This is a genomic window from Synechococcus sp. RS9909 (assembly GCF_014279595.1).
GTDB lineage: Bacteria > Cyanobacteriota > Cyanobacteriia > PCC-6307 > Cyanobiaceae > Synechococcus_C.
Genome location: NZ_CP047943.1, coordinates 1,703,021 through 1,729,003, shown reverse-complemented (window position 1 = coordinate 1,729,003; position 25,983 = coordinate 1,703,021). Strand labels below are relative to the sequence as shown.

The window sequence follows — 25,983 nt, the reverse complement described above, 5'->3', positions numbered from 1 at the left end:
CCCTCCAAGGCTGATCAGCGGGGCTCCAAACGGCAAGCCTTTGCTCAGCCCGCGAAGCAATCGAGCGGGAGCGGCCCCCAGGTGCTGCCGGAGCCTTCGCCGTTGTGCCGATGTCCGGTGATCAGCACGCCCTCCCCCAAGCCGCTCTCCTGGCGGAGCCGCACGGTGCCGTTGGCTTGATTCGCCTTGAGAAACACGCCGTCGCCCGGCGCGAGTGCCTCGTCCTGCACCTGCATCGGCTCCCAGCCGCAGGCCGCCTCGAGTTGGCGCAGGCTTCGCAGCGCCTGTTCCGCATCGGCGGCCATCACGCCCACGGTGAACCAGTCAAACGCGGCCATGGCCTCACACAGTTCCTGGCATAAGGCCAGGCGCTGGGCCGGCCCAAGGCTGGGAGCCGTGCGCAGCAGGGCCAGATCCTTGAGATGGCGGATGGGGGTGGACGTCATCAGCCGGGGTTGAGGGGAAGGGAGGCGAGACGCTCCTGATTGGCCTGGCTGGCCGCCTCGATCAGGGCCTTGCGGTTCACCGAACCCAGGTCGCCGTCGCGGCGGCTGCGCAGGCTCACGCTGCCCTGTTCAGCTTCCTTGGCGCCGATCACGGCCAGCAGGGGGATCTTCATCTGTTCGCCGGTGCGGATCAACTTGCCCAACCGTTCACCGCTGCGATCCACCGTGGCCCGGATGCCAGCGGCCCGGAGCTGGTCGCTGAGCTGCTGGGCATCCGCCAGCACCTCATCGGTGACGGGCAGCAGTCGGATCTGCTCCGGTGCCAGCCAGAAGGGAAAGTCGCCGGCGTAGTTCTCCGTCATGATTCCGAAGAAGCGCTCGAGCGAGCCGAAGATCGCCCGGTGGATCATGATCGGGCGCTGTTTGCTGCCGTCGGCGGCGACGTAGTCGAGAGCAAACCGTTCCGGCAGGTTGAAATCGAGCTGGATCGTGGAGCATTGCCACATCCGACCGATCGCATCCTCGATTTTCAGATCGATCTTGGGGCCGTAGAAGGCACCGCCACCGGCATCGACCTTGTAAGCCCAGCCCTTGCGCTCAAGAGCCTCGATCAGTCCTTGGGTCGCCAGGTCCCAGACGGCGTCGTCACCGATGGATTTCTCCGGACGGGTGGAAAGGTTGATCTCGTAGTTGCGGAAATCGAAGGCGGAGAGGATCGTTTCGGTGAGGTTGAGGATTCGCAGGATCTCATCACTGATCTGCTCGGGCAGGCAGAACACATGGGCGTCGTCCTGGGTGAAGCCCCGCACGCGCATCAGGCCGTGCATGACCCCGGGGCGCTCGTAGCGGTACACCGTTCCCAGTTCGGCCCAGCGAATCGGCAGTTCGCGATAGCTGCGCAATCGGCTGGCGTAGGTCAGCACATGGAACGGGCAGTTCATCGGCTTGAGCTGGTATTCCCGTTCGTCGACCTGCATGGGGCCGAACATGCTCTCGCTGTAGAAATCCAGGTGCCCCGAGGTCTTCCAGAGGCCGATGTCGGCCACATGGGGGGTGTAGAGAAGGTCGTAGCCCCCCTCAAAGTGGGCCTGACGCCAGAAGTCTTCGATCAGCAGGCGCATGCGGGCACCGCGCGGGTGCCAGAACACCAGACCGGCGCCGGCTTCATCCTCGATGGAAAACAGGTCGAGATCCTTGCCGAGGCGGCGATGGTCGCGGCGCAGCGCTTCCTCCTTCCGCCGCTGGTATTCGGCCAGTTGCTCCGGTGTTTCCCAGGCGGTGCCATAAATCCGCTGCAGCTGGGCTTTGGTTTCATCACCACGCCAGTAGGCGCCGGCAACGCTTTCGAGGGCGAACGCCTTGGGGTTGAGTTCGCTTGTGTTGTCCACGTGGGGTCCGGCGCAGAGATCCCACCACTGCTCGCCGAGGGTGTAGAGGGTGATCGGTTCCTGCAGGCCTGCGAGGATTTCGAGTTTGTAGGGCTCGTTCTGGGCCTTGATCTTGGCCTCGGCCTCATCCCGGCTCACCGCGATCCGCTCCAGCGGCAACTTCCGGTTGATGATCTTGATCATCTCTTTGCGGATCGCCTTCAGGTCGGCTTCGGTGAAGGGATCCGGGTTGTCGAAGTCGTAGTAGAAGCCGGTTTCGGTCCAGGGGCCGATGGTCACCTGGGCCTGGGGAAACAGGTGTTGCACCGCCATGGCCATCACGTGGCTCATGGAGTGGCGGATGCGGAGCAGCTGATTGCTTTCGCTGGTTTTGGGCAGAACCACCGCTGCGTCTGGGACTGGGGTGGTTGCTGCAGCGCTGCTCACCGGTTCATGCACAAGAACGGCCATCCTATGGGCGTGAGATTCAGCGCCATGGACCCGGATGCCGATGCCCTGCTTGAACACTTGCTGGACTCCCTGCTGAATGACTTCAGCCATTGGTTCCAGCGGGGCGAGGAGTTGCTGGCGGTGTGTCCGGATCTGGTGATGGCTCCGCAGGAACGGGCCCAGATGGCCGACCGCCTGGCGGAGGGCCGCAAGGCGATTGTGGCGACCCGGGCCCTTGTGGAAGCGTCGCCTCAGGCCATGGCCGTGTCGATGGAAGCGATGGCGCCCTGGCATCAGCTGGTGATGGAGGTGTGGGCTCTGGCGGCCCGCATCTCCCAGGCGGCTCGATGAGGATCCGCTGGCGTCAGCGGCGGCTCGGCCTCGCCTCCCTGGCGGTCTTGCTGGTGTTGATGCTGCGCGCCCGGGGCGTTCCAGTGCTGCTGCCGGGATGCCCCTGGCGCGCCCTCACCGGTGTGCCCTGCCCCACCTGTTTCCTCACTCGATCAGCTCTGGCGACCCTGAAAGGCGATCTGGGGGAGGCCTTGGAGCTGCATCTGTTCGGTCCTCCCCTGGTGACAGGCCTGGCCTGGCTGGGCTGGCGGCAGGCGGTGTGGGGCCGACCGCTTCGCTTCGGCCCGAGCGCGCGCAGGCTCACCTGGCTGTTGGGCGCAGCGATGCTGCTCTACTGGATTGTGCGGCTGTTGCGCTGGGGGCTGGCCGGTCAGCCCTGGCCGGCCTGAATCAGGCGCCTTGGCGAATCGCTTCGAGATTGCTGCTGTAGAAGCGCGCCAGCTCAGCGTGGCTTTTCACGGGCTGTCCATAGGCGCTTGTTCCAGCGTGGGTGGGGAAGGAGGCCCACTCCGGTGCCAGGCGATTCATGACTGTGGGCGTGAGGCCATGGCGGTCGACTTCCTCCAGGGCGCCACGTCGCTCGACCAGACGCAGCGCTGCCTGGTCCTGGTGCTGGGGCTCAAAGCTGGGCAGCTTCAATTCGCGGGCCACCTGGCGCCAGGTGCCTGGCAGGAACTGATAGGCGCCGGCGGCGGCACTGGTGTAACGCTTCACGACCACCTTTTCTGGGTGGCGCGACAGGTCCTGGAACAGGCTGCCGCCATAGAGCACGCGGTAGCCGTGATCGCGACCGTCCTTCCAGGTGCCTTCGGCGTAGCGGATGGTGTTGAGGAGGGCGCGGCGCTCCGGGGTGATCCGGTAGGGCCGATCCGCCAGCAGCTCAGCGCGGGCATCCGCCTGTTGGCGCAGCGACGCCTGCAGGGTCTCGGCCTGATCCAGCCGCTCCTGGGCGCGTTCGGCATGGAGTCCCTGGCCGAAGCACAGAAGCAGGCCGGCACTCACCGCCGTGGCGGAGAGGAGCTGCTGGGTCTGATAACGGGAGAACCGACGCAAATCCATCCATCGAGGGCCCCATACCCTGAAGGCCGGCCTGGGATGGTGACGAGGGGAGCACGACCGGTCTTGACGGCGTTGATCGGATGTGCCTAAGCGGACCAAGCGCCAGTCACGGCGCGCTTGAGACCCATGAGACCCGTTGGCAGCGCGAACATCCTGGGGTTGGACCCCCGCGGGCCAGGGAATCCCCTCAGGAAGTTTTAATGATCAGTGAAACTTTTGTGATGCCGTAGCACTGATCAGCGGGCTGGCAGGAAGCCCAGCTGCTGGCGCACCCGCTCCACGGTGGAGGTCGCCACGGTCTGAGCGCGTTCGCGTCCTTGCTGCAGCACCTGTTCCAGTTCGGCGCGATCATCCAGCAGCTCCCGGTGCCGGGCCTGAATCGGCTCCAGGGCCGCCACAGTCGCCTCGGCCAGCAGAGGTTTGAAGCGGCCCCAGCCCATCGCGGCGCACTCCGCCCCTGCGGCATCGCGGCCGAGGCCGCTGAGAATGGCGTAAAGGCCGAGAAGGTTGTCGGTTTCCGGTCGCTCCGGATTGCCGAATTCCAGGCCCATCTGGGGATCGGTCTTGGCCCGTTTGATCTTCTTGGTGATCAGTTCGGGCGGGTCGAGCAGGTTGATGCGGCTGCCTTCGTTCGGGTCGCTTTTGCTCATCTTGTTGCGACCGTCGGTGAGGCTCATCACCCGGGCCCCATCCCTGAGAATCAGGGGCTGAGGCACCTTGAGCACCGGCGACTCCTCGGAGCCGAAACGGGCATTGATGCGTTGCTGGGCGATGTCGCGCGCCAGTTCCAGGTGTTGCTTCTGGTCTTCTCCCACCGGCACCAGGTCAGCGTCATAGAGAAGGATGTCGGCGGCCATCAACACCGGGTAATCCAGCAACCCCACCGACACGTTGTCGCCCTGTTTGACGGCCTTCTCTTTGAACTGGATCATCCGTTCCAGCCAGTTGAGCGGTGTGACGCAGTTGAGCAGCCAGCAGAGCTCGGCATGGGCGGCGACATGGCTCTGCACGAACACCGTGCTGACCGCGGGATCGATGCCGCAGGCGAGATAGAGCGCTGCCGTGTTGAGCGTGTCGTCCGCCAGGCGGGTCGGGTCATGGGGCACGGTGATCGCATGCAGATCCACCACACAGAAGAAGGTGTCGTGGTCGTGCTGGAGGTCCACCCAGTTGCGAATGGCCCCCAGCCAGTTGCCGAGGTGCAAGGCGCCGGTGGGCTGCACCCCGGAGAGAACACGCGACCGTGCCATCGCCTCAGGCCTCGTCGGTCCTGGTGTCGGTGTCAGCCTCGACAGCCGTGTCAGCGTCGACAGCCGTGTCAGCGTCGACAGCCGTGTCAGCTTCAACAGTGGTGTCAGCTTCAACAGCCTCTGCGTCACTCACCTCCACGTCGGGCTCAGGCGCGGCCGGTTGCGGTTTGGCCGGGCGGGCGAAGGGGTCAGGCCTGGAGCCGCGACCTCCTTCGCCCCGGCCGCCTTCGCCCCGCCAGCCGCCCCGGCCACCATCACGGCCTTCACCGCGTCCGTCCTCCCGGCGTCCAGCGCCGCGGGGGGCCTGGGAGCGCTGCTGCTCCACCAGGGCATCCAGCTCACCGTCTTCGAGCATCTGGCCGAGGGTGCGCACGGCAAAGCCGAGCACGGCCACGGTGGAGCGGAGATTGAAGGCCTCCTGAAGCGCCCGGGTGGCGCGCATTTCGTTATCGCTCAGGCGAATGCGGAAGCCACCGCCCTCCCGGTTGCCCTGGCCACGTCCAGCGCCACCGCCACGGAAGCCGCCTCGGCGACCACCCTCCTCCTGGCCGCGACCGCGACCCGTGTCACCCTCACCCGCAAACGTCTGGGAATCGCCGTAGGAATCCGTCATGGCCTGAGGCCTTGCAACCAGGGGCAAGTGTGACGCATCACCGGGGGCCTGACGGTGCCCGGTCGCGCCGCCCTGACGACCGGCCCAGTCAGTGGATCAGTCAGCGGATCAGTCAGCCGTGGGCGCCCCGGAAGGTGATGTGTTGTTCGGCGTAATCGCGGGGCTCCAGGTGGATGGTGCAGCGCACCGGTCCGAAGCGACTCTCCAGACGCTCCTCCACCATTTCGGTGATCCTGTGGGCCGTGGGCAGATCATCGGCGTCCACCACCATGTGCATGTCGATGAAGACGCGTTGGCCGAGCACGCCGCGGCTGGCGATGTCGTGGCAATTGAGCACTCCCGGCACGGCCATCGCCTGTTCATGAATCGCCTCAGGGGCGATGGCGATGTGATCCACCAGCCAGGGCAGATTGGCGCGGAGCACCTGCCAGCACACCCGCAGCAGCAACACCACCAGGGGCACGGCCAGGGCGACATCCAACCAGTTCACCTGGAACCACCAGGCGCCGGTGAGACCCACCAGCACGATCACCGTGGTCCAGATGTCGCTGGTGGTGTGGCGGGCGTCGGCGAGCAGGAGCTGACTCTGCAGGCGGCGACCTTCCCGCCGCTCGTAGCTGGCCAGGCCCAGGTTGAACAGCAGCACCAGCAGGAGCAGGAACAGTTCCGGACCATTGATGCGCAGGGCTGGCAGACCGTCGAGCAGTCGCTCCCCAGCGCTGATCAGGATTTCCAGGGCGGTGAAGAGGATGAAACCGGCGATCGCCAGGGCGCCGACCGCTTCGTATTTCTCATGGCCGTAGGGATGGTCCCGATCCGGATGGGGATCCGACAGGCTGTTGGTGAGAAGCCCCATCAGGCTGGAGAGGGCGTCTGTGGCGCTGTGCATGGCGTCAGCCACCACGGCGAGGGAGCCGCTGATCAGGCCGAGCACCAGCTTCAGGCCGGTCATGCTCAGGTTGATCACCAGGGCTGCGAGCAACACCCGTTTCACCTCGGTGCGACGGTCGGTGATCATCCGGAGGTGGCTGGTGCTTCCAGGCTATGGAGCACCCCGAGCTGCGGTGCAGCGCCGGGGTCGGATTGCCTGCCGCCCAGCGGTTTGCGCTGGTGTGACCTGGTGTGCGTGCCGGGGTTGAGCTAGGAAGGCCGGGTCTTCAGACAACTCCCCATGCTTCCGGTGCCGTCGCTGGGTTCTCTGAACTGGCTTCCGGTGAAGGGCCAAACCTTGCTTTGGGCGGGCGGAAGCCTCTTGTTCGGTCAGTGGGTCTGCGCCGACGTGTTGCATCTTCCCGGGGGTGGCCTCGGCGTGGTGGTGGTCGGTGCCGGTGTGTGGTGGTTGAGCCGGCCTGCGGCGGCCGCCAGGTTTCAGGCCCCCAGCACCCTTCCCGGCTGGGTGCAGCGCTGCCGCGATGTGCTCGATCAGTTCGATCGCCTCGAGGAGCCACTGGAAGCGTCTGGGGCCCGGGAGGAACGCCAGCGTCAGCTCGATGCGTTGCTGGAGCGTTCCGGCCCCCTTGCGATCGCGGTTGTGGCCTCGGCCGGCGTGGCCTTGCCTGAGCGCCAGCGGCTCGAGCAGGCCCTGGCCGGCCCCAGCCCGCTGCAGCTGTCGCTGGCTCACCCGCTCACCACCAACACGGGCCGCTGGACCCTGCCCGATGCCCTGGAGCACCAGGACGCCCTGCTGTTTCTCCTGCCGTTGCCCCTGCGCGCGGCCGACTTCCTGCGTCTGGAGCAGATCGCTGACGATCAGCCCGCCTGGCTGCTGGTGGAGCGCAACGCCGGCGCAGAAGCGGACCTGCGCGCCCAGTTGCCGGAGCGGTGGCACGATCGCCTCCTGATCTGGGACGGCACGCCGACGGCGCTGCGTCCGTTGCTGCAGCCCTTGCGTCGCCTCCTCCAGCAACCGCAACGAAGCCTCGATGCCACGCGGCAGCGGCTTCTGGCCCGCCTGCATCAGCGCTGGCAGGCTGAGCTCGAGCAGCGACGTCGCGAACGGTTTCGCAGCTTGCTGCAGCGCAGCCAATGGCTGGTGGCAGGTGCGGTGGTGGTGTCGCCATTGCCCAGTGGGGATCTGGTGGCCGTGGCCGTTGGCAATGGCCTGATGCTGCGGGAGATGGCCCAGGTGTGGGATTGCCCCTGGAGCTCCGAGGTGCTGCAGGTGGCGGCGCGCCATCTCGCGGCCGCTGCCCTGGCGCAGGGCGTGGTGGAGTGGAGTGGCCAGGCCCTGCTCGGCTTCGCCAAGCTTGATGGCGGCAGCTGGCTGGCTGCTGGTGCGCTCCAGGCCCTCTGCGCCGCCTATCTCACCCGGGTGGTGGGTGCGTCGATGGCCGATTGGATGGCCCTCAATGCAGGGGTGGCTGAGCCCGATCTGGCGTTGTTGAAGCAACAGGCTCCCCTGCTGGTGGCCCGTGCGGCGGAACGGGAACGGCTTGATTGGAATGGTTTTCTGCAGCAGGCCCGCGAATGGATGAGCGCCCAGACTGCAAACTTGCGCATCAAAAGTTCATGAAGGCTTGATGAAGCGCTTCATGAAGTTCTCTTTAGGCATGACTCGAAATCTGTGTTTTTCAGGAAAACACGATACCTTTCCATACCCTTAAGACCTGCCCTTCTGCTGCCAGTGGCGGTGGCCGGGTGGATCCGTCCTTTTCATCTGTTGTTCTATGGCTACTGCCATTCGCAGCGGTCGCCTCAGCAGCTGGGAAAACTTCTGTCAGTGGGTCACCGACACCAACAACCGCATTTATGTGGGTTGGTTCGGTGTGCTGATGATTCCCTGTCTGCTGGCTGCTACCACCTGCTTCATCATCGCGTTCATCGCTGCTCCAGCGGTGGACATCGATGGTATCCGTGAGCCCGTCGCCGGCTCCCTGATCTATGGCAACAACATCATCTCCGGTGCTGTTGTGCCCTCCTCAAACGCCATCGGCCTGCACTTCTATCCCATCTGGGAAGCGGCCTCCCTCGATGAGTGGCTCTACAACGGCGGTCCTTACCAGCTGGTGGTCTTTCACTTCCTGATCGGCATTTCCGCCTACATGGGCCGGCAGTGGGAACTCTCCTACCGCCTCGGCATGCGTCCCTGGATCTGCGTTGCTTACAGCGCACCGCTCTCGGCCGCCTTTGCGGTCTTCCTGATCTATCCCTTCGGTCAGGGTTCCTTCTCCGACGGCATGCCCCTCGGCATCTCCGGCACCTTCAACTTCATGCTGGTGTTCCAGGCTGAGCACAACATCCTGATGCACCCCTTCCACATGCTGGGTGTGGCCGGTGTGTTCGGTGGCTCCCTGTTCTCCGCCATGCACGGATCCCTGGTGACCTCCTCCCTGGTGCGTGAAACCACCGAGAGCGAGTCCCAGAACTACGGCTACAAGTTCGGTCAAGAGGAAGAGACCTACAACATCGTGGCTGCTCACGGTTATTTCGGTCGCCTGATCTTCCAATACGCCTCCTTCAACAACAGCCGCAGCCTTCACTTCTTCCTGGCTGCCTGGCCTGTGGTCGGCATCTGGTTCACCTCCATGGGCATCAGCACCATGGCCTTCAACCTGAACGGTTTCAACTTCAACCAATCGGTTCTGGATGCCCAGGGCCGGGTGTTGAACACCTGGGCTGATGTGCTGAACCGCGCCAACCTCGGCATGGAAGTGATGCACGAGCGTAACGCTCACAACTTCCCCCTCGACCTGGCTGCGGCTGAGTCCACCCCCGTGGCTCTGCAGGCTCCCGCCATCGGTTGATCGGCGCTCCACGCGGTTGCATTGGAACAGCCCCTGCCGCACGGTGGGGGCTTTTTAACTGATGCCTGTTTCAACACTGTCGTGTGGCATCTGCGCCCTGCATGCGGACCAGGTGCAGCTGGATGCCATGGAAATCTGGCGCAATCCACATTGGTTGCTGCGCCATCATCCACAGCCGTCGCCGTTGCTCGGGTGGTGTTGTCTCGATGCCCGGCGCCATCTGAGCGGTCCGATCGACTTCACCGCTGAGGAAGCCCAGGCCTGGGGCCTGGTGGTGCAGAGGGCGTCTCAGCTGGTGCAAGAGCTCACGCGCTGCGATCGGGTGTATGCGATCGCCTTTGGCGAGGGTGCCCGCCATCTGCATCTCCACCTGATCCCCCGCCATGGGGAGGATCTCCAGACCACCACCTGGGCGGTGGCCGATCACTATCGCGCTGTTGAGGCCGGAGAGCGTCCTGCTGCCGAATCAGCGGCGGTGCAGGCCTGGATCCACCAAGCCCGAGAGCGCGTGCAAGCGCCGGATTGGTTGCCGCTCAGCGCAGATCGAAGCGGTCGAGCTCCATCACTTTCACCCAGGCGTTGACGAAGTCACGCGCAAAGCGCTCCCTCCCGTCGCTCTGGGCGTACACCTCCATGATGGCGCGCAGCTGGCTGTGGGAGCCGAACACCAGATCGACGCGGCTGGCAGTCCAACGCAGGGATCCGCTGGTTCGATCACGCCCTTCATAGGCATCCTTCGCTTCGCTGGTGGGTGCCCACACCGTGCCCATGTCGAGCAGGTTGGTGCAGAAGTCGGGGCTGAGCACGCCGATGCGATCGGTGAAGACCCCCTGGCGATTGCCCCCAGTGTTGGCTCCCAGCACCCGCAGGCCTGCCACCAGCACGGTCATCTCCGGCGCGCTGAGGTTGAGCAGTTGGGCTCGATCGACGAGGAGCTGTTCGTCGCGGAGCGGCAGACCCTGGCGCTTCCAGTTGCGGAACCCATCCGCGAGTGGTTTGAGCGCGTTGAAGGAGGCGGTGTCGGTGTGCTCTGGCCCCGCATCGGTGCGACCCGGACGGAAGGGCACGCTGATGGCATGCCCACCGGCAGCGGCCGCCTGCTCCACAGCGGCGCAACCCGCCAGCACGATCAGGTCGGCCATCGACACCGTCCGGCTCTCGGAGCTGTTGGCGTTGAAGCGCTGCTGCACCTGCTCAAGGGCGCCGAGCACGCTGTTGAGCTGATCCGGATCATTCACCTCCCAGGTGCGTTGCGGTAACAGCCGGATCCGGCCGCCATTGGCTCCGCCACGGCGATCGGAGTTGCGGAAACTGGAGGCGGCCCCCCAGGCCGTGGCCGCCAGGGCGCCGATGCTGAGGCCCTGCTCCAGGATCTCCCGTTTGAGCACCGCCACGTCGGAGGCGTCGATCAGGGGCTGATCCACCGCCGGCAGGGGGTCTTGCCAGATCATCACCTCGGCGGGTTGCTCGGGGCCGAGGTAGAGCGAGCGTGGCCCGAGATCGCGGTGGGTGAGTTTGAACCAGGCGCGGGCAAAGGTGTCGGCGAAGGCCTCCTGGTCTTGATGAAAGCGGTGGGCGATCGGCGCCATGATCGGGTCATGGCGCAGGGAGAGATCCGCTGTGGTCATGATCGGCGCTGCGCTTTTCCCGGCCACGTGGGCATCGGGGATCATGTGCTCGGGTTTTACATCCTTGGCGACCCACTGCCAGGCACCGGCCGGACTCTTTGTGAGCTCCCATTCGTAGGTGAACATCATTTCGAAGTAACCCTGATCCCAGCGGGTGGGATGGGGTTTCCAGGCCCCTTCGATGCCGCTGGTGATCGTGTGTTCCGCCGTGCCACTGCCATAGCGGTTGCGCCATCCGAGGCCCTGTTCCTCCAGCGACGCCCCTTCCGGTTCGGCCTCCAGATGGTCTGCTGTGGCAGCGCCATGGCATTTGCCGAAGGTGTGACCACCGGCCACCAGGGCGACCGTTTCCTCCACGGTCATGCCCATGCGCGCGAAGGTGTCACGCACCTCTTTGCCGGAAGCGAGCGGATCCGGGTGCCCCTCCGGACCTTCAGGGTTGACGTAGATCAAGCCCATCTCCACCGCCGCGAGTGGATTGTCGAGCTGGCCATCGGCGCTGTGGCGTTCATCGGCAAGCCAGCGGGTCTCTTTGCCCCAGAACACGTCCTCTTCCGGCTGCCAGATGTCGGTGCGACCGCCGGCAAAGCCCAGGGTGCGGAAGCCCATGGATTCCAGGGCCACGTTGCCGGTGAGGATGATCAGATCCGCCCAGGAGATGGCATTGCCGTAGCGCTGTTTGATCGGCCAGAGCAGGCGGCGGGCTTTGTCGAGATTGGTGTTGTCGGGCCAGCTGTTCAGCGGTGCGAAGCGCTGGTTGCCATGGCCGGCTCCACCGCGACCGTCGGCGCTGCGATAGGTGCCGGCGCTGTGCCAGGCCATGCGGATGAACAAGCCGCCGTAGTGGCCCCAGTCGGCGGGCCACCACGGCTGGGAGTCGGTCATCAGGGCCTTCAGGTCGGCCTTGAGCGCGGCGTAGTCGAGTTGGGCGAAGGCCGCGGGGTAATCGAAATCAACCCCGAGTGGATTGGCGGCTGGGTGGTGCTGATGCAGGATCCCCAGGTCGATCTGGTCGGGCCACCACTGGCTGTTGCGCGTGCCGCCCGCTGGTGTGGTGGCACCGGTGTGGCCGCTGAAGGGGCATTGCAGTTCCGACATGCTCGATCAACCGCTGCGGTTCGGGAGGCACTACCAGAAAGCTATGCACAGCTGCGGTACCGCGCCAAGCTCAGCCGTAGGGCCCGAAGCGTGTGGCGCAGGTGGCGCCGCACCGGGCGCCAAGACGCACACTGTCCGCCACGCTCCAGCCGGCGGCCAGACCTGCCGTGACACCGGCTGCAAAGCTGTCGCCACAGCCGTAAGACTCCACCAGTGGCCCTGGAAGCGGCTCGGCGGAGAAGCGCCCACCGGGGATCAGCAGGCCACCGTCGGCGCCCTCGGTGGTGATCTGCAGGCGCGGCGCAGGCGCGAGGGCACCCTTGGGGATCTGTTCACTCGGATCGAGGCCGCTGCCGATCAGGGCATCGAGGACCACGCCAGCGTTGAGCAGCAGCGGCAAGCGCAACCGTGGCGTTGCCGTGAGCACCGCTGCGCGGCGTGCCAAGCGCAAGCCTTCGGTATCGCTGGCGGACACAAACACGCCAGCGCAGTGGGCCAGCTCTTCCCAGGGCAGGGGATCGGCCGCGGTGGGGGAGAGCCGTTCGCCGATCACGGTGATGGCTCGATCACTGCTCCCATCCACCAGGCTGAGACCGCGGCGCGTGGGTTGATCGCGCCAGGCGATCTGGGGGGTCACCCCCAGCTCCCGCAGACGCGCTTCGCTGCGCTCACCGATGGCATCCCGCCCCAGCGCCGTGAAAAAGAGCACCTCGGCGCCGCACAGTTGCGCCAGTTGCACTGCCACCACGGCACCAGCTCCGGCGGGTTCCTCCAGGCTGCGATGGGCGCGGCTGATCAGCCCGGCTTGGGGGAGCTGATCGACGGCCAGAAAGGTCACCCATTCGAGGTGGCCGACAACGGCGAGCCGCAGCCTGGGCAGGTGCTGACCGTGGGGCGATGACTGCATCAGATGACTGCATCAAGGGATTGGCAGGATCGACTGGGCGGCATCGCGGATCTGCACATTGATCTTGCCGCCCACCTGCTTCACGTTCACGCCACCCTGCACCGACAAGGACTGATCCTCGGGCGTGCCGACCAGAATCGGTCCCTCATCGCTGCCATGCACCTTGACCGGTGCGCTTACCTCATCCACCGAGACCTGGCCCTGCACATCGACGCCGCCGGTCACGGTGACGGGTTGGTTGACCGCAATGCCAGCCGGGACACCCACCTCGCCCTGCACCGGCAGGGTGGCGGCAGCTTCGATCTTCAGAGGGGTGGCGCTGTTCACCTGAATCGGCGCCTTCAGTTGATCCACCGTGATACCACCCACCAGACGCACGGGGAAGGGTTGGTTCAGTGGCAGGCCGACGGGCAGGGGTTGCTTGAGGATCTGAATCGCAGCCACCGCCACGGCCCAGGCGGCGATCACCACAGCGAGGGGCCAACGGCAGGCCAGGGCGAGCCTGAACCAGCGCGGCTCACTGGAGAGAGAGGGCGATGGTGATGGGTTGGCTTGCTCGGGCATGGTGGCTGAGGGCTCCTGATCCACCCACCGGTTGTACAGGCAATCGCCCACATGTTGAGCGCCCCGTTCACAACCAGACCAGTTCGATCTCGGCTGTTTGTTCGAGATTGTGTTTCACCGGGCAGGTCTCAGCGGCGCGCTGCAGCAGGCTGCGCTGCTGGGCATCGAGAGCTTCAGGCAGGCTGATCGCCACGCGCAGGTGGCCGATCCGGCGCGGCCCTTCGCTGGCCATGGTTTTGTCGACATCGACCGAGCTGCCTGTGAGATCCCAGCCGCGGCGGCGGGCAACGATGCTCATCACCGTGAGAATGCAGGTGCCCACTGAGGCCGCCACCAGATCGGTGGGCCCGAATGCCTCCGGATCCCGTTCCCCCTCAAGGGGGTTATCGGTGCGGATCACGGCTCCGCTGGGGCCATGTTCGGCTTCACAGCGCAGGTCGCCGGTGTAACGGCAGTGGACGCGGGTCATGGCGTGTTGGCGAGGGGTGGGGTGGGAGAAGTCAATGCTGCTGGGTCATCGATGGCAAGTGTTCCGGCCAGGTTGAGGTGTAACGGTGGAGTTGGGCTACAGCTGTATTGAAGGCGAGGGTGTTGTCAAGAACGTCGCGGTAGGCGGATAGATATAGATCGATCGTTTGAATGAGCGTGGTGACACCCCGGCTCGGGTCCTTGTTGTAATGCTGGCGGGCTCCCGTGAGAGCACGCTCGGCACTGCGCAACTGATCGCGGGTGTTGTCCCTGAGGATCAACTGGGCGGTGTACTTGGCGTAGGCCGTTTTGACCTGCTGAGCTGCAATGAGTTGTTGCTGGCGCATGCGTTCTTGCTCCGCTGCAGCCTGGAGGCGGCCAGCGGTGGCGGCGGCGCTGTTCACGCCACTATCAAACAGAGGCCAGGAGATCCCGAAGCCAACGTATTGCTCGCTGCTGATGCCATCAGCCGTCACAATGTCCAGTTTATTGGTTTCACTGAGGGAATACCGTTCTCTCCACACCGATGCATAGGCTTCGAGGTAAAGCTCAGGGAAATAACGATTTTCAGCTGCTGATGCTGTCCAAGCGTATTGCTCGGCTCGGCTCGATGCGATCTGAATGCTTTCGCGCTGCTTTGTCGCTAGTTTTAGGCTGCTGGCAAGATCGTAGGACCACGGCGCTGAGGGTTTCAGTGCTGTTTTTGGCAGAATGAAAGCATCGCCTGGTAATCCCGCCAGCTGAGCCAACATGGCCGCTGCCCGAATGACCTCTTGCTGAGTACGAATGCGCTGGGTATGTAATTCCAGGGCCTTCGTGGTGAGAGAGTCGGTGATGTTGTTTGGAGAATCGCTGCGATCTGTAGCCGGGGTTTCGGTGATAATCAGACGACAGAGCTTATAAAGGTCGTGAATCACTACCTCCAGTTGACGCAGGGTCTGGAGTGAGTAATACGTGCTTTGCAGGGAAAGGAGTAGATCCCTGCCTTCCTGAACTGTGAGAAGGCTGCGGCTGCGAACCCCAGCTTTGCTTGCTTTGAGGCGACTGGTTCGAGAAAGGTTGATCAGGCTCCAGTCAAGATATGCAGAGGGGTAGAAAGAGCCGGAATCACGAAAGTTGAATTCGAACAGGTCAACGCCGTCGCTTCGGGTTGAATTAATCGTTTCAATGCGGCGACCTCGTCCGATGAATGCGTTCAAACCAAGCTCTGGAAGCCACTCTCTTCGCAGTTGGATCGTTTTCCATTCCTGACTGCGTTGGTCTAGCTGTCGTGCGGGAAGACGTGGATTCTGCTTGAAACTGAGAATGGCAATCTCATGGAGGTTGAGCCTTTGCGCTTTGGTGGAGAGGTCAACCTCGTAACGGCGACTCAGAGTCTCCAGTTCTCGATCTTCAAGATTGGGCGATGGTCTTGCTGAGGAGGCGGGTGTGGCAACAAGAGCTAGGAAGCTTGCGCAGAAGCAGAGCCCAGCAGACCGAAAGATGATTCGGTTAAAGCTCGTAGTCCTCTTCGAATTCCTGAATGAGACGGCCATAGTCGCTCAGAAGGGCTTCGCTCTCCTCTGAAAAACCTTCGAGAATGTAGAGCTTGCTGAGCTGCGTGAGGGTGGCGTGGACACCCGAGAAGGCCTCCGCGAATTCATTCTGGATGTCTTCGTCGCGAATGTCGCGAATTTTGGCGGTGATCAGCTCCACCTTTTTCTGGGCCGCACTGATGGCGGCCTCCATCGGTTTGCTGAGCTTGCGCCGTTTTTTGGCCATCCAGGTGGATTTCGCAGCTCATCACCTTAGCTGCGGCCTCGATCCTTGATGGCGACTGAACTTCTTCCGGGGATCAGAAGCAGAAGGGCAGGAAGCGGGTGCTGCAGGCGGCATAGCCATCCACGAGGGGGCCAAGGCCGATCTGGTGCACGATGCCCTGACCGGTGAGGGCTTCGGTGAGGATGCCGATCACGATGCCGAGCATGGCAGCGCGGCCGTTGAAGCGCTCGACGCGTTCCAGTTGCTCTTCGTGGATGGCGCGGGCTGCGGCGTTCTGAAACCACTTGTCGCTGGCCTGGTTAGGAAGGGTTTGATCGCGGTCCATCGACTCTCCGGGGTGGATTGCTACGTAACGTAACAGTCTTTTGACGTTTGCAGTGTCGTGGCTTCCACATCCCCTAAGGCTTGCGCCAGGTTACGGGCGTGCGGCGCTTGGGATACAGCTCCCGGCAGAGCGGGCACACCGTGCCATCGCAGCCCCTTGCCGTGCAGTGGTCCCGGCCATAAAAAATGATCTGCAGGTGCAGGCGATTCCAGGCCTCCTTCGGAAAGAGGGCCTTCAGGTCGGCTTCGGTGCGTTCCACGCTCAGTCCCTTGCTGAGGCCCCAGCGCTGGGCCAGTCGGTGAATGTGGGTGTCGACCGGGAACGCGGGCACGCCAAAGGCCTGGGCCATCACCACGCTGGCTGTTTTGTGGCCCACGCCGGGTAGGGCCTCCAGCTCCTCAAAGCTGCGTGGCACCTCGCCGCCATGGATCTCCACGAGGATGTGAGCCAATTTCTTGAGATGGCGAGCCTTGGTCTTCGCCAGACCCAGCTGGCGGATGAAGCTCAGGATTTCGCCCTCCTCCAGGGCGGCGAGTGCCTGGGGGGTGGGTGCGGCGGCGAAAAGAGCCGGCGTCACCTCGTTGACTTTGCGGTCGGTGCATTGGGCGCTGAGCAGCACCGCCACCAGAAGGGTGAAGGGATCGCTGTGGTCGAGCGGGATCGGCGGCTCCGGATAGTGCTCGTTCAGGCGCTCAAGAATGCGCTGGGCCCGCTGCTGCTTGTTCAAGGCTCTTGGGTGTTGGCGAAGGCCTGGGAGAATGGGAGGGTTGACCGGCTTCAGGCACCCGCTCCCATGGCCCGTGATCATGCCCGCGATCCAGCCTCCGAGGCATCCGACCTTGAGTCCGCCTATGCGCGCGCGATCGCCCGAGAAGAAGCTGGCGTGGAGCGTTCCGATTCCGAGCCTCCGCCGACGCCCCACCCGTCAGCGCCTGTTTCCGCGGGTGAAACGGAGGATGAGCCTTTGAGTGACGTGTATCGCCAGCACAGCCATCAGCAGTCGATGGAAGGGGGTTGAGTGATGAAAGGTGTGCTGTACGTGTCGGTGTGGGTGCTGCTCTGGGGCACGGCCTCATCCCTGGTCGACTGGCTCCTGCTCAATCAGGAGGTGTATGCCAGTGGTTCGGCCGGTCAGGTGATCACCTTCATCGGCTACGGGGCGGCCTGTGTGGTGCTGGCCGTGCGCTGGTCGGGTCGCTTTCTTGGCGCACCATCCCATGGCGAGCAACCCCCGTCGGATGACGACGCCTGATCGTTCAGGGCCTGGCGGAGGATCGGCGCTGTTGGCGTGACACCGCTAGGGCGGCGACGACCCCACCTGCAAAGCCGCTGGCGTGGCCGATCCAGCTCACTCCCGCTGGCGTCAGCCAAGGAAGCAGCCCCGGCAAAGCGCTGCCGTAGAGCAGCAGCGCCGTCAGGCTGAGGGCCAGGGCCAGGGGGTGTCGCTCCAGCCAGCCGATCAGCAGCAGATAGCCCAGGAGTCCGTAGATCACCCCCGACAGCCCATGGCTGCCGACCGGCCAGAGCAGCCAGATTGGAATCTCCATCAGGATCACGCCGATCCACACGGCCAGGTAGGCCTTGAAGCCTCGGATCAGCACGAGATAGCTCAGGGGCACAAACACCAGGCTGTTGGTCAGCAGATGCCCGAGGCCGCCATGGCTGAACGGGGCGGTGAACAGCGTCCACCAGGGCGTGCCTGGGCCCATGGCCAGTGACCAGCGCCCTGCACCGATCAGCTGGTCAAGTAACTCCAGCAGCCAGGCCAGGCCTAACAGGATCCAGGGCAGCAGCACTCTTGGCGCCAGCAGCCGTCGTGTCCACCGCACGGCTGATCCCTATTGCACCCGGAACGTCACACCCATCACGGCGGTGATGTCTTTGTCGATCGTGCGGGTGTCATAGGAGCCGTAGCTGCCCATCTCGGTGGAATTGGGCACGGTGATCTGGAAGGTGCCGGTGTCGGCTTTGGTGATCGCGCCGATTCCGGAGCCGGCCTGGCGGGCGATGGCCACAGCCCGGTTGCGCGCATCGGCGGTGGCCTTGGCGAGCATGTCGACCCGCTTCCCCTCCAGCTTGGTGTAGGTGTAGGCCGGTGGTTGGATCGTCAATGACACGCCATCGCCGATCAGACTGCCGATGGCTCGGGACACCTTGGCGATCCGATCGACATCGGCGGAACTGATCCGGATCGGCTGGCGGGCGATCCACTCCGTGCTGATCAGGGCACCGGTGACCCGGTTGCGCACGGGATTGCTGTTCGACTCCAGCACCGCGAGCTGCAGCGCCTCGTCGGGCAGGCCTTGCTCACGCAGGAAGGTGAGGGTGCGTTGCAAATCGGGTTGAAGATTCTGGTAAGCCGCCTGCTGGCTGCCGCCACTGCCCGACACCACCACGGTCCAGTCGGCGTAGTCGCTGCGGATGCGTTCCGTGCTTGCTCCAGTCACCGTGATCGTGTCGGCGGCGGTGCGGATCCCTTTTACGGCGACCGCTCCGGCGATCACCAGACCGGCGCTTAACACCAGCATCGGCAACACCAACGGTGGCGTCCGGCGCCAGAGCGGCAGCGATGGCCCTGTTGCGTTGTTGATGGTCTCTGATTCGCCCGCCATGCCCGTTGGTTGTGGTGTTCCGAACCTATCGATGCCCAGCCACCTCGGCATGAATCATTCGTTGACCAGGGATGACCGGCTATGACTCGGACTGAACGATCCGCGGGTGGCGGGGCGATGGCATCGACAACCGACGTGATCGTGATCGGCAGCGGCATCGGCGGCCTCTGCTGTGCAGCGCTTTGTGCCCGGGCGGGCCTTGAGGTGGTGGTGTTGGAGGCGCACGGCCATGCGGGCGGCGCCGCCCATGGTTTTGAACGCCAGGGCTATCACTTCGAGTCAGGTCCCTCGCTCTGGAGCGGTCTGGGCCGATGGCCGAGTGCCAATCCCCTGGCCCAGATCCTGCGGGCGTTGGACCAGCCCCTGGAGGTGGTGTCGTATCGCGACTGGGATGTGCTGCTGCCGGAGGGGCACCTGCGCATCGGTGTGGGGGCGGAGGGGTTTGAGCGGGTGGTGGCCGACCTGCGTGGGCCTGCGGTGGTGGAGGAATGGCGTCGTTTCGCTGCGGTGCTGAAGCCGATCGCTGCAGCTGCCGACGCCCTGCCCCTGTTGGCGCTTCCTGCCAATGGGCTCGAAGGCCTGGGGCCGTTGTTGCGGCGCAGTGGTCGCCTGTTGCCCCACCTGCCCGCCCTGCGCCATCTCAGTGGTGCCTTCGGCCCGCTGGTGGACCGCCATCTGCAGGATCCCTTCCTGCGCCATTGGGTGGATCTGCTCTGCTTCCTGATCAGCGGCATGCCGATGGCCGACACCAATGCCGCGGCAATGGCGACCCTGTTCGGCGAATGGTTTGATCCGGAAGCCTGCCTTGATTTCCCCCGTGGCGGCAGTGCGGCGGTGGTGGCGGCCCTGGTGCGGGGGCTGGAGGCCCATGGCGGAGAGCTGCGTCTGGGGGCGCGGGTGCAGCAGGTGGTGGTGGAGGATGATCACGCCGTTGGTGTGGTGCTGGCCAATGGCGAGCAGTGGCGTGCCCACCATGTGGTGAGCAATGCCGATGCCTGGAACACTGCCTCCCTGTTGCCCGAAGCAGCGGTGCCTGCCTGGCGGCGCCAGCGGCTGCAGACGCCGGCCTGCGGCTCCTTTCTTCATCTGCATCTCGGTTTTGATGCGGCGGGTCTGGAGGATCTGCCGATTCACACCGTCTGGGTGGGTGACTGGCAGCGTGGGATCGCGGCGGAGTGCAATGCCGTGGTGGTGTCGATCCCCTCCGTGCTCGATCCGACCCTGGCGCCTCCAGGCCAGCACGTGTTGCATGCCTACACACCGGCCAACGAACCCTGGCACCTCTGGGCTGATCTTGACCGTGGCTCTGAGGCCTATGCCCAGCTGCGTCAACAGCGTTGCGCCCTGTTCTGGCAGGTGCTCGAGCAGCGCATCCCCGACCTGCGCAGCCGTTGCCATCTGGTGATGGAAGGCACGCCGCTCACCCATCGCCATTTTCTTTCGGTGCATCAGGGCAGCTATGGCCCGGCGCTGTCTGCCGCCAAGGGGTTGTTTCCCGGGGTGCAGACACCGCTGAAGCGCTTGCTTCACTGCGGTGCCAGCACCTTTCCGGGGATCGGCATCCCGCCGGTGGCCGCCAGCGGCGCCATGGCCGCCCATGCGATCACCGGCAGGAGGGCGCAACGGGAGCTGCTCGCCTCACTCGGCCTTTGAGCGGGCGCCAGCCAGAACGGCCATCACCGTGAGCGCGCCCACGAGAACGCCGACACCTGCGGAAACGGCCACGGCGAGCAGGGGCTTCTCCTTCACGGGTTGCTCCAGGCGAGGGCGCAGCGTTTCATCGAGTTCGTGCAGCTTGGCGTCGAGCTGCTTTTGCAGTGGATCGATCACCTCCACCATCTGCTCGCGCATGCTGCGGCGGGCGGTCGTGGTGGAGGTGGTGGGCTCGGCCACCGGCGCTGTGCCGGTGCTGGCGAGTTCGGTTTCGAAGGGAACCATGGGTCTGGGGGGGGTGGGGTTCATCCCTGCCCTAGCTCGGGAGAAGGGGGGCGCATCGCGTTTTTTCGAGGGTTTCTTTAGGTTCCGCAGCAGTGTTCAGCGCGAGAGTGGCCATGGCGGTGCAGGTGCTCACGGCGGCGCAGCGCACCAAGCTCGACGGCAGCGATGACGCGCTCTTCTACGCCGAACCCCGTTTCGTGCACCATCTGGATGCGGCCTTCCGCCTTCGTCTCACCCAGCTGTACCGGCAGCGCATTCCAAGTTGCGCCGTGGTGCTCGATCTGATGAGCAGCTGGGTCAGCCACCTGCCCGAGGAGGTGCACTACGAGCAGGTGATCGGCCATGGCCTCAATGCTGCAGAGCTGGAGGCCAACCAGCGCCTCGATCGCCATTGGGTGCAGAACCTCAACCAATCGCAAACGTTGCCGCTGGCGGATGCCAGCGTCGACTGCAGTTTGATCGTGGCCGGTTGGCAATATCTGCAGCAGCCGGAAGCGGTGGCGGCAGAGCTCTGGCGCGTGACCCGACCGGGAGGCGAGCTGATCGTGGCCTTCAGTAATCGGATGTTTTTCAGCAAGGCGCCGCAGATCTGGACCGATGGCGGTGACCGTGACCACCTCGCCTATGTGGCGGAGGTGTTGATCGCCCAGGGATGGCCCCGCCCGGAGCTGATCGCCGAGTCGACGCGCGCATCGGGGCCGTTGGGCTGGATCGGTGGTCAGGGCGATCCTTTTTTTGCCGTGATCGCCACCAAGCCCGTCTCCTCCACTGATCGCTGAACGTTCTGCCATGTCTCCACGCACGATTGCCATCAGCGGTGCCTCCGGCAAGACCGGGTACCGCATCGCTGAAGAACTGCTGAAGCGCGGTGATCAACCGCGTCTGCTGCTTCGGCCTGCATCGCAGCTGCCTGAGAGCTTGCACGGCTGCGACCAGCGCCGGCTTGAGCTCTCCGATGCCGTCGCCCTCGATGCCGCCCTCATGGGAGTCGATGGCTTGGTGATCGCCACGGGCGCGCGGCCTTCGGTGGATCTCAGCGGACCGATGCGGGTGGATGCCTGGGGCGTGCAGCGCCAGGTGGAGAGCTGCCGCCGGCTGGGCGTGCGCCGGGTGCTGTTGGTGAGTTCCCTCTGCGCTGGTCGTTGGCGCCATCCGCTCAACCTGTTCGGGTTGATCCTGGTGTGGAAGCGCGTGGGCGAGAGGGCTCTTGAGCGCAGCGGTCTGGACTGGACCGTGATCCGACCGGGTGGGCTCTCCGAGCGGGAAGACGGACTGGCGTCGGAGGGCATTCTCTGGACGGGCCCCGACGCGCAGACCAGCAATGCCATTCCCCGCCGTTTGGTGGCGACGGCCTGTGTGGAGGCGTTGGACACCCCGGCGTCGATCGGTCGGATTCTTGAGGTCACCAGTCGCCCCGATCTGGCGCCTCAACCCCTCGGCGCGGTGCTGGGAGCTGCGCTTTGAGTATTGATTCCTACAGCAGTCCCTGGGGGAGGTGCGCGATAACGCGTGGGCCTGGGGTTTCCTCGGGAACAATGTCGGGAGTTGAGAGACGGGCCGCCACCCGTCTTTTTTATGCAAGCGACCGCCGATCAGCGTGTTGATCTCGCCATCATCGGCGCTGGTCTGTCGGGTTGTGGCCTGGTGGCGGCCCTGCGGGCCAGGGGCTTTGGCGGCTCGATCCTGGTGCTGGAAGCGGGGCGTGGTGCGGGCGGACGGGCGTCAACCCGGCGTCGCCGCGATGATCCGCTCTGGCGGCTTGACCATGGCAGCCCGACCCTGAGCTTCAGCCAGCAGCCCCAGGCGGCCTTGGCTGCGTTGCTGGAGCCCTTGATCGCCCAGGGGGTGTTGGTGCCTGATCGGGGCGAGGTGGTGGGGCTCGCGCTGGGGTCTGGCGCTGTTCAGCTGGTGGCCCCGCCTGAGCACCCCTTGCTGGGCGGACCCCGTTGGCGGGGGCTGCCGACGATGGCGGCGGTGGCGGAGGCGCTGCTGGCCGCTGGCGGTGGCGCCACCACCACCCGTTTCGGCGGGCGGATCCGGACGCTGGAGCATGGCCCCCAGGGCTGGAGGCTCGACCAGGCGATCCTGGCTCGCACGCTGGTGCTCAGTGGCACGCTGCTGGCCCATCCCCGGTCCCTGGCCCTGCTCGGCTGGCCCAAGGTGCCGCTGCGGCTTGCCCTGCCCGAGGGGGAGGATCCCCGCCTGGATCAGGCCTTACGGGCCATCGCTGCGATGCAGCCGTCGGTGCGCTGGAACCTGATGCTGGAGCTGCCCGCGCAGGCGTCGTCGGAGGTGGCGGCGGTTCCGCGGCAGATCTGGCTGACGCCGCAGGCGCAGCAGCATTTCGGGGTGGAACGGCTCGTGTTGCAGCGTCAGCGCGATGGCCGTTTGGCACTGGTGGTGCATGGCCTCGACGGGGGCGCCGCGAATGCAGCGGCGAAGCAATCGGAGCTGCTGCCCGAGCTTCTGAGCCCCTGGCCGGATCTGCAGGCGTCGTTGGCCCAGGCCCAGGAGCTCGGCGTGATGCGCTGGGGGGCGGCCCAACCCATCGCACCCGGTTTGGCGCCGCCGCTGCAGTGGTGTGCCCGAAGCCGGGTTGGCTTCTGTGGCGACTGGATCGCCGGCCCGGGCTTCGCCATGGCCGAAGGCGCGCTTCAGAGCGCCCTCGATCTCGCCGATCAACTATTGCTCAGCTGCTGATGCAGTGCCTCCAGGCGCCGGGCGTTCACGCCCAGGTCGGAGTCGCCGAGGCGGGACACCGATCGGGCCTGCAGTTGCTGCCGCTCTTGATCGGCATAGAGCTCGAGATCGTCGACAAAGCCGAACAGACGACTGCTGCAGGTGACATGCAGGTAGGTGTCGCTCTGCTCCACCACGGTCGTGCGCGGCGCCTCGCGCAGCTGGTCGGCCAGACCCTCCAGCGCCTGCGCCGGGTTCTGCACGCTCCAGGCCTGACGCGCGCAGTGGGCCGGTGAGGGGCACGGACTGAGCTGGCCCTGCTGGACACCGAGGTCGGCTGGCACCGGTCCGATCAGGTGCAGGAGCCCCAGGATGAAGGGGATGGTGAAGCGGATGAGTGGGTCCATGGTCAGGTCCAGCGCACGGGATCCTGCGATTGCAGGTGCAGCACATGATCAGCCTCCGATCCCAGCAGATCGCGACTGATCGTGAGACAGATGCTGTTGAGAGGTAGCGAGAAACTGCTGCCATCGGCATCAAAGGGCCCTTCCACATAGGCACCAATTCGCTCGGCCATCAGGAAGCAGAGCATGATCATGAAGCCGTTGAAGCTGCTGAAGCGGCCTCCGTTCTGGTAGTGAAAACTGAGCAACAGCTGGATGCCGAACACCCAGTTGATGATCCGCACGAACACGTCATACGACGCTGGCAGGGGGGTGTTGCGGATCCGCTCCAGACCGCCGATCGCATCGGTGCAGGCATTGCCCACCTCCACCAGCTGGTGCCGTCCCCAGCCATCGATCAAGCCTTCGGCGTGCAAGCGCTGCAACCACAGCCCCCGTTGTCTGCCGAGCTGGCGGAGGGTGGTGGTGTCCGGCAGCCGCAGGGCTTGGAGAAGCTCGTTCTGCAGGCTGCGCAGATCCCGGTGCCAGGAGTTGCGCAACTGAAAATTCAACTGCCACACGATCGCCACTTGCAGGCGAACCAGCCGCGTCGTCCAGCGCCGCCCCGCGGGTGAAACCGGGAGGTAGGCGGCGAGGCTGTCGGCCCAGTTGCGGCTCTGGTTCACCATGGTTCCCCAGAGTTTGCGGGCTTCCCACCAGCGACTGATCGCCTGGGTGTTGCGAAAACCGATGAAGATCGAGACGGCGATGCCGAGGATGCGCACGATCTCATCGCTCTCCACCCAGCCTCTCGGGATCACCCCCCCCATCACGAGGCCGGTCACGACCAGCAGCAAGAGGAGGTCGTAGCGCATGCGGCTGAGCAATTGCAGCAGCACATGCGAGTAGTCCTTGCGGCGCGTGCGCGGTGGATCGCCGTAGTTGCCGGATTCGATCATCGGCCTGAGGTCACGGTGATGCTGCCCATGGGGCGATCATGGCCGCATCTGTGTCTGAGCCATGCCCCCCAGCTGGAGCGAACAGTGGTGGCCCGTGGCCTATCTGTGCGACCTGGATCGGGGTCGGCCCTCGCGTTTCACGCTGCTGGAGCGGGATCTGGTGCTCTGGTGGGATCGCGAGGCTGGTCAGTGGCGCGCTTTCGACGACGTTTGCCCCCACCGCCTCGTGCCCCTGAGTGAGGGGCGGATCAATGCGGAGGGGCAATTGGAGTGCCCGTATCACGGCTGGAGTTTTGATGGCAGCGGCCATTGCCGCCGCATTCCCCAGATGACGGAGGAGGCAAGGCCGGAGGGGCGGCGATCCAGCTGCCGCAGCTTGCCCACCGCCAGCGCCCAGGGCTTGCTCTTTGTGTGGAGTGGCGATCCGGCGTCAGCCGATCCGGCGGCGCTCCCCCTGGTGCCGGTGCTGCAGGAGCAGGGGGAGGGGTGGGCCGATGGCTGGGTGGTGCAGGACACCTTCCGGGACCTGCCGATGGATGCGCTGACGCTGCTGGAGAACGTGCTCGATGTGAGCCACGTGCCCTTCACCCACCACCGCACCGTAGGGCGGCGCGACAACGCCGCTCCTGTGCAGGCCGAGATCACCCGGGAGGATGGCACCGGTTTCGAGGCGTTCTGGCAGGAGGGGCCGCGGCGGGGCAAGCTCGGCTCCCAGGCCACCTGCTTCCGGGCCCCCCAGCTGATGTGGCACGACCTCACCGCCAAGGGGTTTGCCCGCATCCTCACGGTGGTGTATGCGGTGCCGATCCGGCCGGGGGAGTGCCGGCTCTTTGCCCGCTTCCCCTTCCAGTTCCAGGCGGCTGCGCCGCGGTTGCTGCTCGGTCTGCGCCCTCGCTGGTTGCAGCACATCGGCAACCACAAGGTGCTGGAAGACGACCAGGTGTTCCTGCACTGGCAGGAGCGGGTGCTCGAGGCCGCTGGAGGCTCTGCGGCTGCTGAGAACGCCTTCTACCTGCCGACCGACTCTGATTGTTATGTGGCCGCTCTGCATCGCTGGGTGCAGCGCCAGGGTGGTGGTCCGTTCCCGGGTCGGGCTCTGCCGCCGCGCCAGGGGCTGGAGGCGCTGATGGATCGCGAGCGGAGCCATACCCGGCATTGCCGCAGCTGTTCTGGGGCGTTGCAACGACTTCGTGCCCTGCGGCCCTGGCTGATCGCCATGCTCTGGCTGTCGGCGGCGTTGGTGGGCCTGGGTCAGTGGGGCTCGATCAGTGCCGTTGGCCTTGGGCTCGCTCTGGCTTCAGGACTGGCGCTGCGTCAGCTGGGGCGCTGGGAGCAGGGCCTGCTCGCCGGGGATGGCCAGGCGCCACGCAATCATGAGTGAC

The 25,983-nt window shown here is 65.2% G+C and carries 31 protein-coding genes; 12 read left to right on the top strand and 19 right to left on the bottom strand.

Translation table 11 applies throughout. The features are described 5' to 3' along the window. Positions 1-44 precede the first annotated feature (44 nt). Together SynRS9909_RS08965 and thrS are read right to left on the bottom strand one after the other, a co-directional pair. Positions 45-446: a DUF1824 family protein gene (locus SynRS9909_RS08965; protein ID WP_007102071.1), complete on the bottom strand. Its 402-nt coding sequence runs from the start codon at positions 444-446 to the stop codon at positions 45-47. Further along, entirely contained in the window at positions 446-2,284 is a 1,839-nt protein-coding gene (thrS, locus tag SynRS9909_RS08960) for a threonine--tRNA ligase (RefSeq protein ID WP_007102072.1), read from the bottom strand. Before thrS ends, SynRS9909_RS08965 begins: the two co-directional genes overlap by 1 nt. A 24-nt stretch (positions 2,285-2,308) precedes the next feature. On the opposite strand from thrS, the gene SynRS9909_RS08955 reads away from it, so the two are divergent. Beyond that, the gene (locus SynRS9909_RS08955) at positions 2,309-2,614 is read left to right on the top strand and encodes a DUF2605 family protein (RefSeq protein ID WP_038001927.1); all 306 of its coding nucleotides are present in this window, start codon (positions 2,309-2,311) and stop codon (positions 2,612-2,614) included. Next, entirely contained in the window at positions 2,611-3,003 is a 393-nt protein-coding gene (locus SynRS9909_RS08950) for a DUF2752 domain-containing protein (protein WP_007102074.1), read from the top strand. Before SynRS9909_RS08955 ends, SynRS9909_RS08950 begins: the two co-directional genes overlap by 4 nt. A gap of 1 nt (position 3,004) precedes the next feature. Here SynRS9909_RS08950 and SynRS9909_RS08945 read toward each other — a convergent pair whose 3' ends face one another. From SynRS9909_RS08945 to SynRS9909_RS08930, 4 genes are all read right to left on the bottom strand, one after another. Continuing rightward, positions 3,005-3,673, bottom strand: a complete 669-nt coding sequence (locus SynRS9909_RS08945; RefSeq protein WP_007102075.1) for a glycoside hydrolase family 104 protein — start codon at positions 3,671-3,673, stop codon at positions 3,005-3,007. Between the two features lie 236 nt (positions 3,674-3,909). Continuing rightward, on the bottom strand, positions 3,910-4,923 hold the full coding sequence (trpS, locus tag SynRS9909_RS08940) for a tryptophan--tRNA ligase (protein ID WP_007102076.1): 1,014 nt from the start codon (positions 4,921-4,923) through the stop codon (positions 3,910-3,912). A gap of 4 nt (positions 4,924-4,927) precedes the next feature. Then, positions 4,928-5,536: a hypothetical protein gene (locus tag SynRS9909_RS08935; RefSeq protein ID WP_007102077.1), complete on the bottom strand. Its 609-nt coding sequence runs from the start codon at positions 5,534-5,536 to the stop codon at positions 4,928-4,930. A gap of 112 nt (positions 5,537-5,648) precedes the next feature. After that, a complete protein-coding gene (locus tag SynRS9909_RS08930; RefSeq protein ID WP_007102078.1) occupies positions 5,649-6,554 on the bottom strand; it encodes a cation diffusion facilitator family transporter in 906 nt (301 codons plus the stop codon). A gap of 153 nt (positions 6,555-6,707) precedes the next feature. On the opposite strand from SynRS9909_RS08930, the gene SynRS9909_RS08925 reads away from it, so the two are divergent. From SynRS9909_RS08925 to SynRS9909_RS08915, 3 genes are all read left to right on the top strand, one after another. Then, positions 6,708-8,048 (top strand): YcjF family protein, encoded by a 1,341-nt coding sequence (locus SynRS9909_RS08925; protein WP_007102079.1) that lies wholly within the window; start codon positions 6,708-6,710, stop codon positions 8,046-8,048. 154 nt (positions 8,049-8,202) lie between these two features. Next, positions 8,203-9,279 (top strand): photosystem II q(b) protein, encoded by a 1,077-nt coding sequence (psbA, locus tag SynRS9909_RS08920; RefSeq protein ID WP_007102080.1) that lies wholly within the window; start codon positions 8,203-8,205, stop codon positions 9,277-9,279. A 61-nt stretch (positions 9,280-9,340) separates the two neighbouring features. Next, positions 9,341-9,862 (top strand): HIT family protein, encoded by a 522-nt coding sequence (locus tag SynRS9909_RS08915; protein WP_050752507.1) that lies wholly within the window; start codon positions 9,341-9,343, stop codon positions 9,860-9,862. Here the strand turns inward: SynRS9909_RS08915 and katG are convergent. The 8 genes from katG to nth form a co-directional block, all read right to left on the bottom strand. Then, complete coding sequence (katG, locus tag SynRS9909_RS08910) at positions 9,813-12,005, bottom strand: catalase/peroxidase HPI (protein ID WP_007102082.1); 2,193 nt, start codon at positions 12,003-12,005, stop codon at positions 9,813-9,815. The genes SynRS9909_RS08915 and katG overlap by 50 nt on opposite strands. A gap of 70 nt (positions 12,006-12,075) precedes the next feature. Continuing rightward, on the bottom strand, positions 12,076-12,912 hold the full coding sequence (locus tag SynRS9909_RS08905) for a PfkB family carbohydrate kinase (RefSeq protein WP_007102083.1): 837 nt from the start codon (positions 12,910-12,912) through the stop codon (positions 12,076-12,078). A gap of 12 nt (positions 12,913-12,924) precedes the next feature. After that, complete coding sequence (locus SynRS9909_RS08900) at positions 12,925-13,476, bottom strand: hypothetical protein (RefSeq protein WP_050752631.1); 552 nt, start codon at positions 13,474-13,476, stop codon at positions 12,925-12,927. 67 nt (positions 13,477-13,543) lie between these two features. Further along, positions 13,544-13,945 (bottom strand): OsmC family protein, encoded by a 402-nt coding sequence (locus SynRS9909_RS08895; protein WP_007102085.1) that lies wholly within the window; start codon positions 13,943-13,945, stop codon positions 13,544-13,546. 31 nt (positions 13,946-13,976) lie between these two features. Further along, positions 13,977-15,479 carry a TolC family protein gene (locus SynRS9909_RS08890; RefSeq protein ID WP_071933960.1) on the bottom strand — a complete coding sequence of 501 codons (1,503 nt, stop codon included), beginning with the start codon at positions 15,477-15,479 and terminating at the stop codon, positions 13,977-13,979. Beyond that, a complete protein-coding gene (locus tag SynRS9909_RS08885; RefSeq protein WP_007102087.1) occupies positions 15,436-15,705 on the bottom strand; it encodes a hypothetical protein in 270 nt (89 codons plus the stop codon). The genes SynRS9909_RS08890 and SynRS9909_RS08885 overlap by 44 nt, the downstream gene beginning before the upstream one ends. 73 nt (positions 15,706-15,778) lie before the next feature. Further along, positions 15,779-16,030: a hypothetical protein gene (locus tag SynRS9909_RS08880; RefSeq protein WP_007102088.1), complete on the bottom strand. Its 252-nt coding sequence runs from the start codon at positions 16,028-16,030 to the stop codon at positions 15,779-15,781. Between the two features lie 73 nt (positions 16,031-16,103). Next, entirely contained in the window at positions 16,104-16,757 is a 654-nt protein-coding gene (gene nth / locus SynRS9909_RS08875) for an endonuclease III (protein ID WP_007102089.1), read from the bottom strand. A gap of 66 nt (positions 16,758-16,823) precedes the next feature. On the opposite strand from nth, the gene SynRS9909_RS08870 reads away from it, so the two are divergent. Then, entirely contained in the window at positions 16,824-17,048 is a 225-nt protein-coding gene (locus SynRS9909_RS08870; RefSeq protein ID WP_007102090.1) for a hypothetical protein, read from the top strand. A gap of 3 nt (positions 17,049-17,051) precedes the next feature. After that, the gene (locus tag SynRS9909_RS08865; protein WP_007102091.1) at positions 17,052-17,282 is read left to right on the top strand and encodes a hypothetical protein; all 231 of its coding nucleotides are present in this window, start codon (positions 17,052-17,054) and stop codon (positions 17,280-17,282) included. A gap of 4 nt (positions 17,283-17,286) precedes the next feature. Here the strand turns inward: SynRS9909_RS08865 and SynRS9909_RS08860 are convergent, their stop codons facing one another. Both SynRS9909_RS08860 and SynRS9909_RS08855 read right to left on the bottom strand, forming a co-directional pair. Beyond that, entirely contained in the window at positions 17,287-17,826 is a 540-nt protein-coding gene (locus tag SynRS9909_RS08860) for a rhomboid family intramembrane serine protease (protein ID WP_007102092.1), read from the bottom strand. Positions 17,827-17,868: 42 nt separating this feature from the next. Further along, on the bottom strand, positions 17,869-18,642 hold the full coding sequence (locus SynRS9909_RS08855) for an SIMPL domain-containing protein (protein ID WP_007102093.1): 774 nt from the start codon (positions 18,640-18,642) through the stop codon (positions 17,869-17,871). Positions 18,643-18,759: 117 nt separating this feature from the next. Between SynRS9909_RS08855 and SynRS9909_RS08850 the strand changes: the two genes are divergently transcribed. Then, a complete protein-coding gene (locus SynRS9909_RS08850; protein ID WP_007102094.1) occupies positions 18,760-20,295 on the top strand; it encodes an NAD(P)/FAD-dependent oxidoreductase in 1,536 nt (511 codons plus the stop codon). On the opposite strand, the gene SynRS9909_RS08845 is transcribed toward SynRS9909_RS08850, so the two are convergent. Then, complete coding sequence (locus tag SynRS9909_RS08845; RefSeq protein WP_007102095.1) at positions 20,281-20,580, bottom strand: hypothetical protein; 300 nt, start codon at positions 20,578-20,580, stop codon at positions 20,281-20,283. The two genes, SynRS9909_RS08850 and SynRS9909_RS08845, sit on opposite strands and share 15 nt — an antisense overlap. A gap of 113 nt (positions 20,581-20,693) precedes the next feature. Between SynRS9909_RS08845 and SynRS9909_RS08840 the strand changes: the two genes are divergently transcribed. From SynRS9909_RS08840 to SynRS9909_RS08830, 3 genes are all read left to right on the top strand, one after another. Continuing rightward, positions 20,694-21,359 carry a class I SAM-dependent methyltransferase gene (locus tag SynRS9909_RS08840; protein ID WP_007102096.1) on the top strand — a complete coding sequence of 222 codons (666 nt, stop codon included), beginning with the start codon at positions 20,694-20,696 and terminating at the stop codon, positions 21,357-21,359. Positions 21,360-21,369: 10 nt separating this feature from the next. After that, positions 21,370-22,044, top strand: coding sequence for an SDR family oxidoreductase (locus tag SynRS9909_RS08835; protein ID WP_007102097.1), 675 nt, complete (start codon positions 21,370-21,372; stop codon positions 22,042-22,044). A 111-nt stretch (positions 22,045-22,155) separates the two neighbouring features. After that, positions 22,156-23,280 carry an NAD(P)-binding protein gene (locus SynRS9909_RS08830; RefSeq protein WP_007102098.1) on the top strand — a complete coding sequence of 375 codons (1,125 nt, stop codon included), beginning with the start codon at positions 22,156-22,158 and terminating at the stop codon, positions 23,278-23,280. Here SynRS9909_RS08830 and SynRS9909_RS08825 read toward each other — a convergent pair. Further along, entirely contained in the window at positions 23,259-23,666 is a 408-nt protein-coding gene (locus SynRS9909_RS08825; protein WP_007102099.1) for a DUF1499 domain-containing protein, read from the bottom strand. The genes SynRS9909_RS08830 and SynRS9909_RS08825 overlap by 22 nt on opposite strands. Positions 23,667-23,668: 2 nt before the next feature. Continuing rightward, entirely contained in the window at positions 23,669-24,601 is a 933-nt protein-coding gene (locus SynRS9909_RS08820) for a bestrophin family ion channel (RefSeq protein WP_007102100.1), read from the bottom strand. Between the two features lie 61 nt (positions 24,602-24,662). On the opposite strand from SynRS9909_RS08820, the gene SynRS9909_RS08815 reads away from it, so the two are divergent. Continuing rightward, complete coding sequence (locus SynRS9909_RS08815; RefSeq protein WP_007102101.1) at positions 24,663-25,982, top strand: Rieske 2Fe-2S domain-containing protein; 1,320 nt, start codon at positions 24,663-24,665, stop codon at positions 25,980-25,982. Position 25,983: the final 1 nt, after the last annotated feature.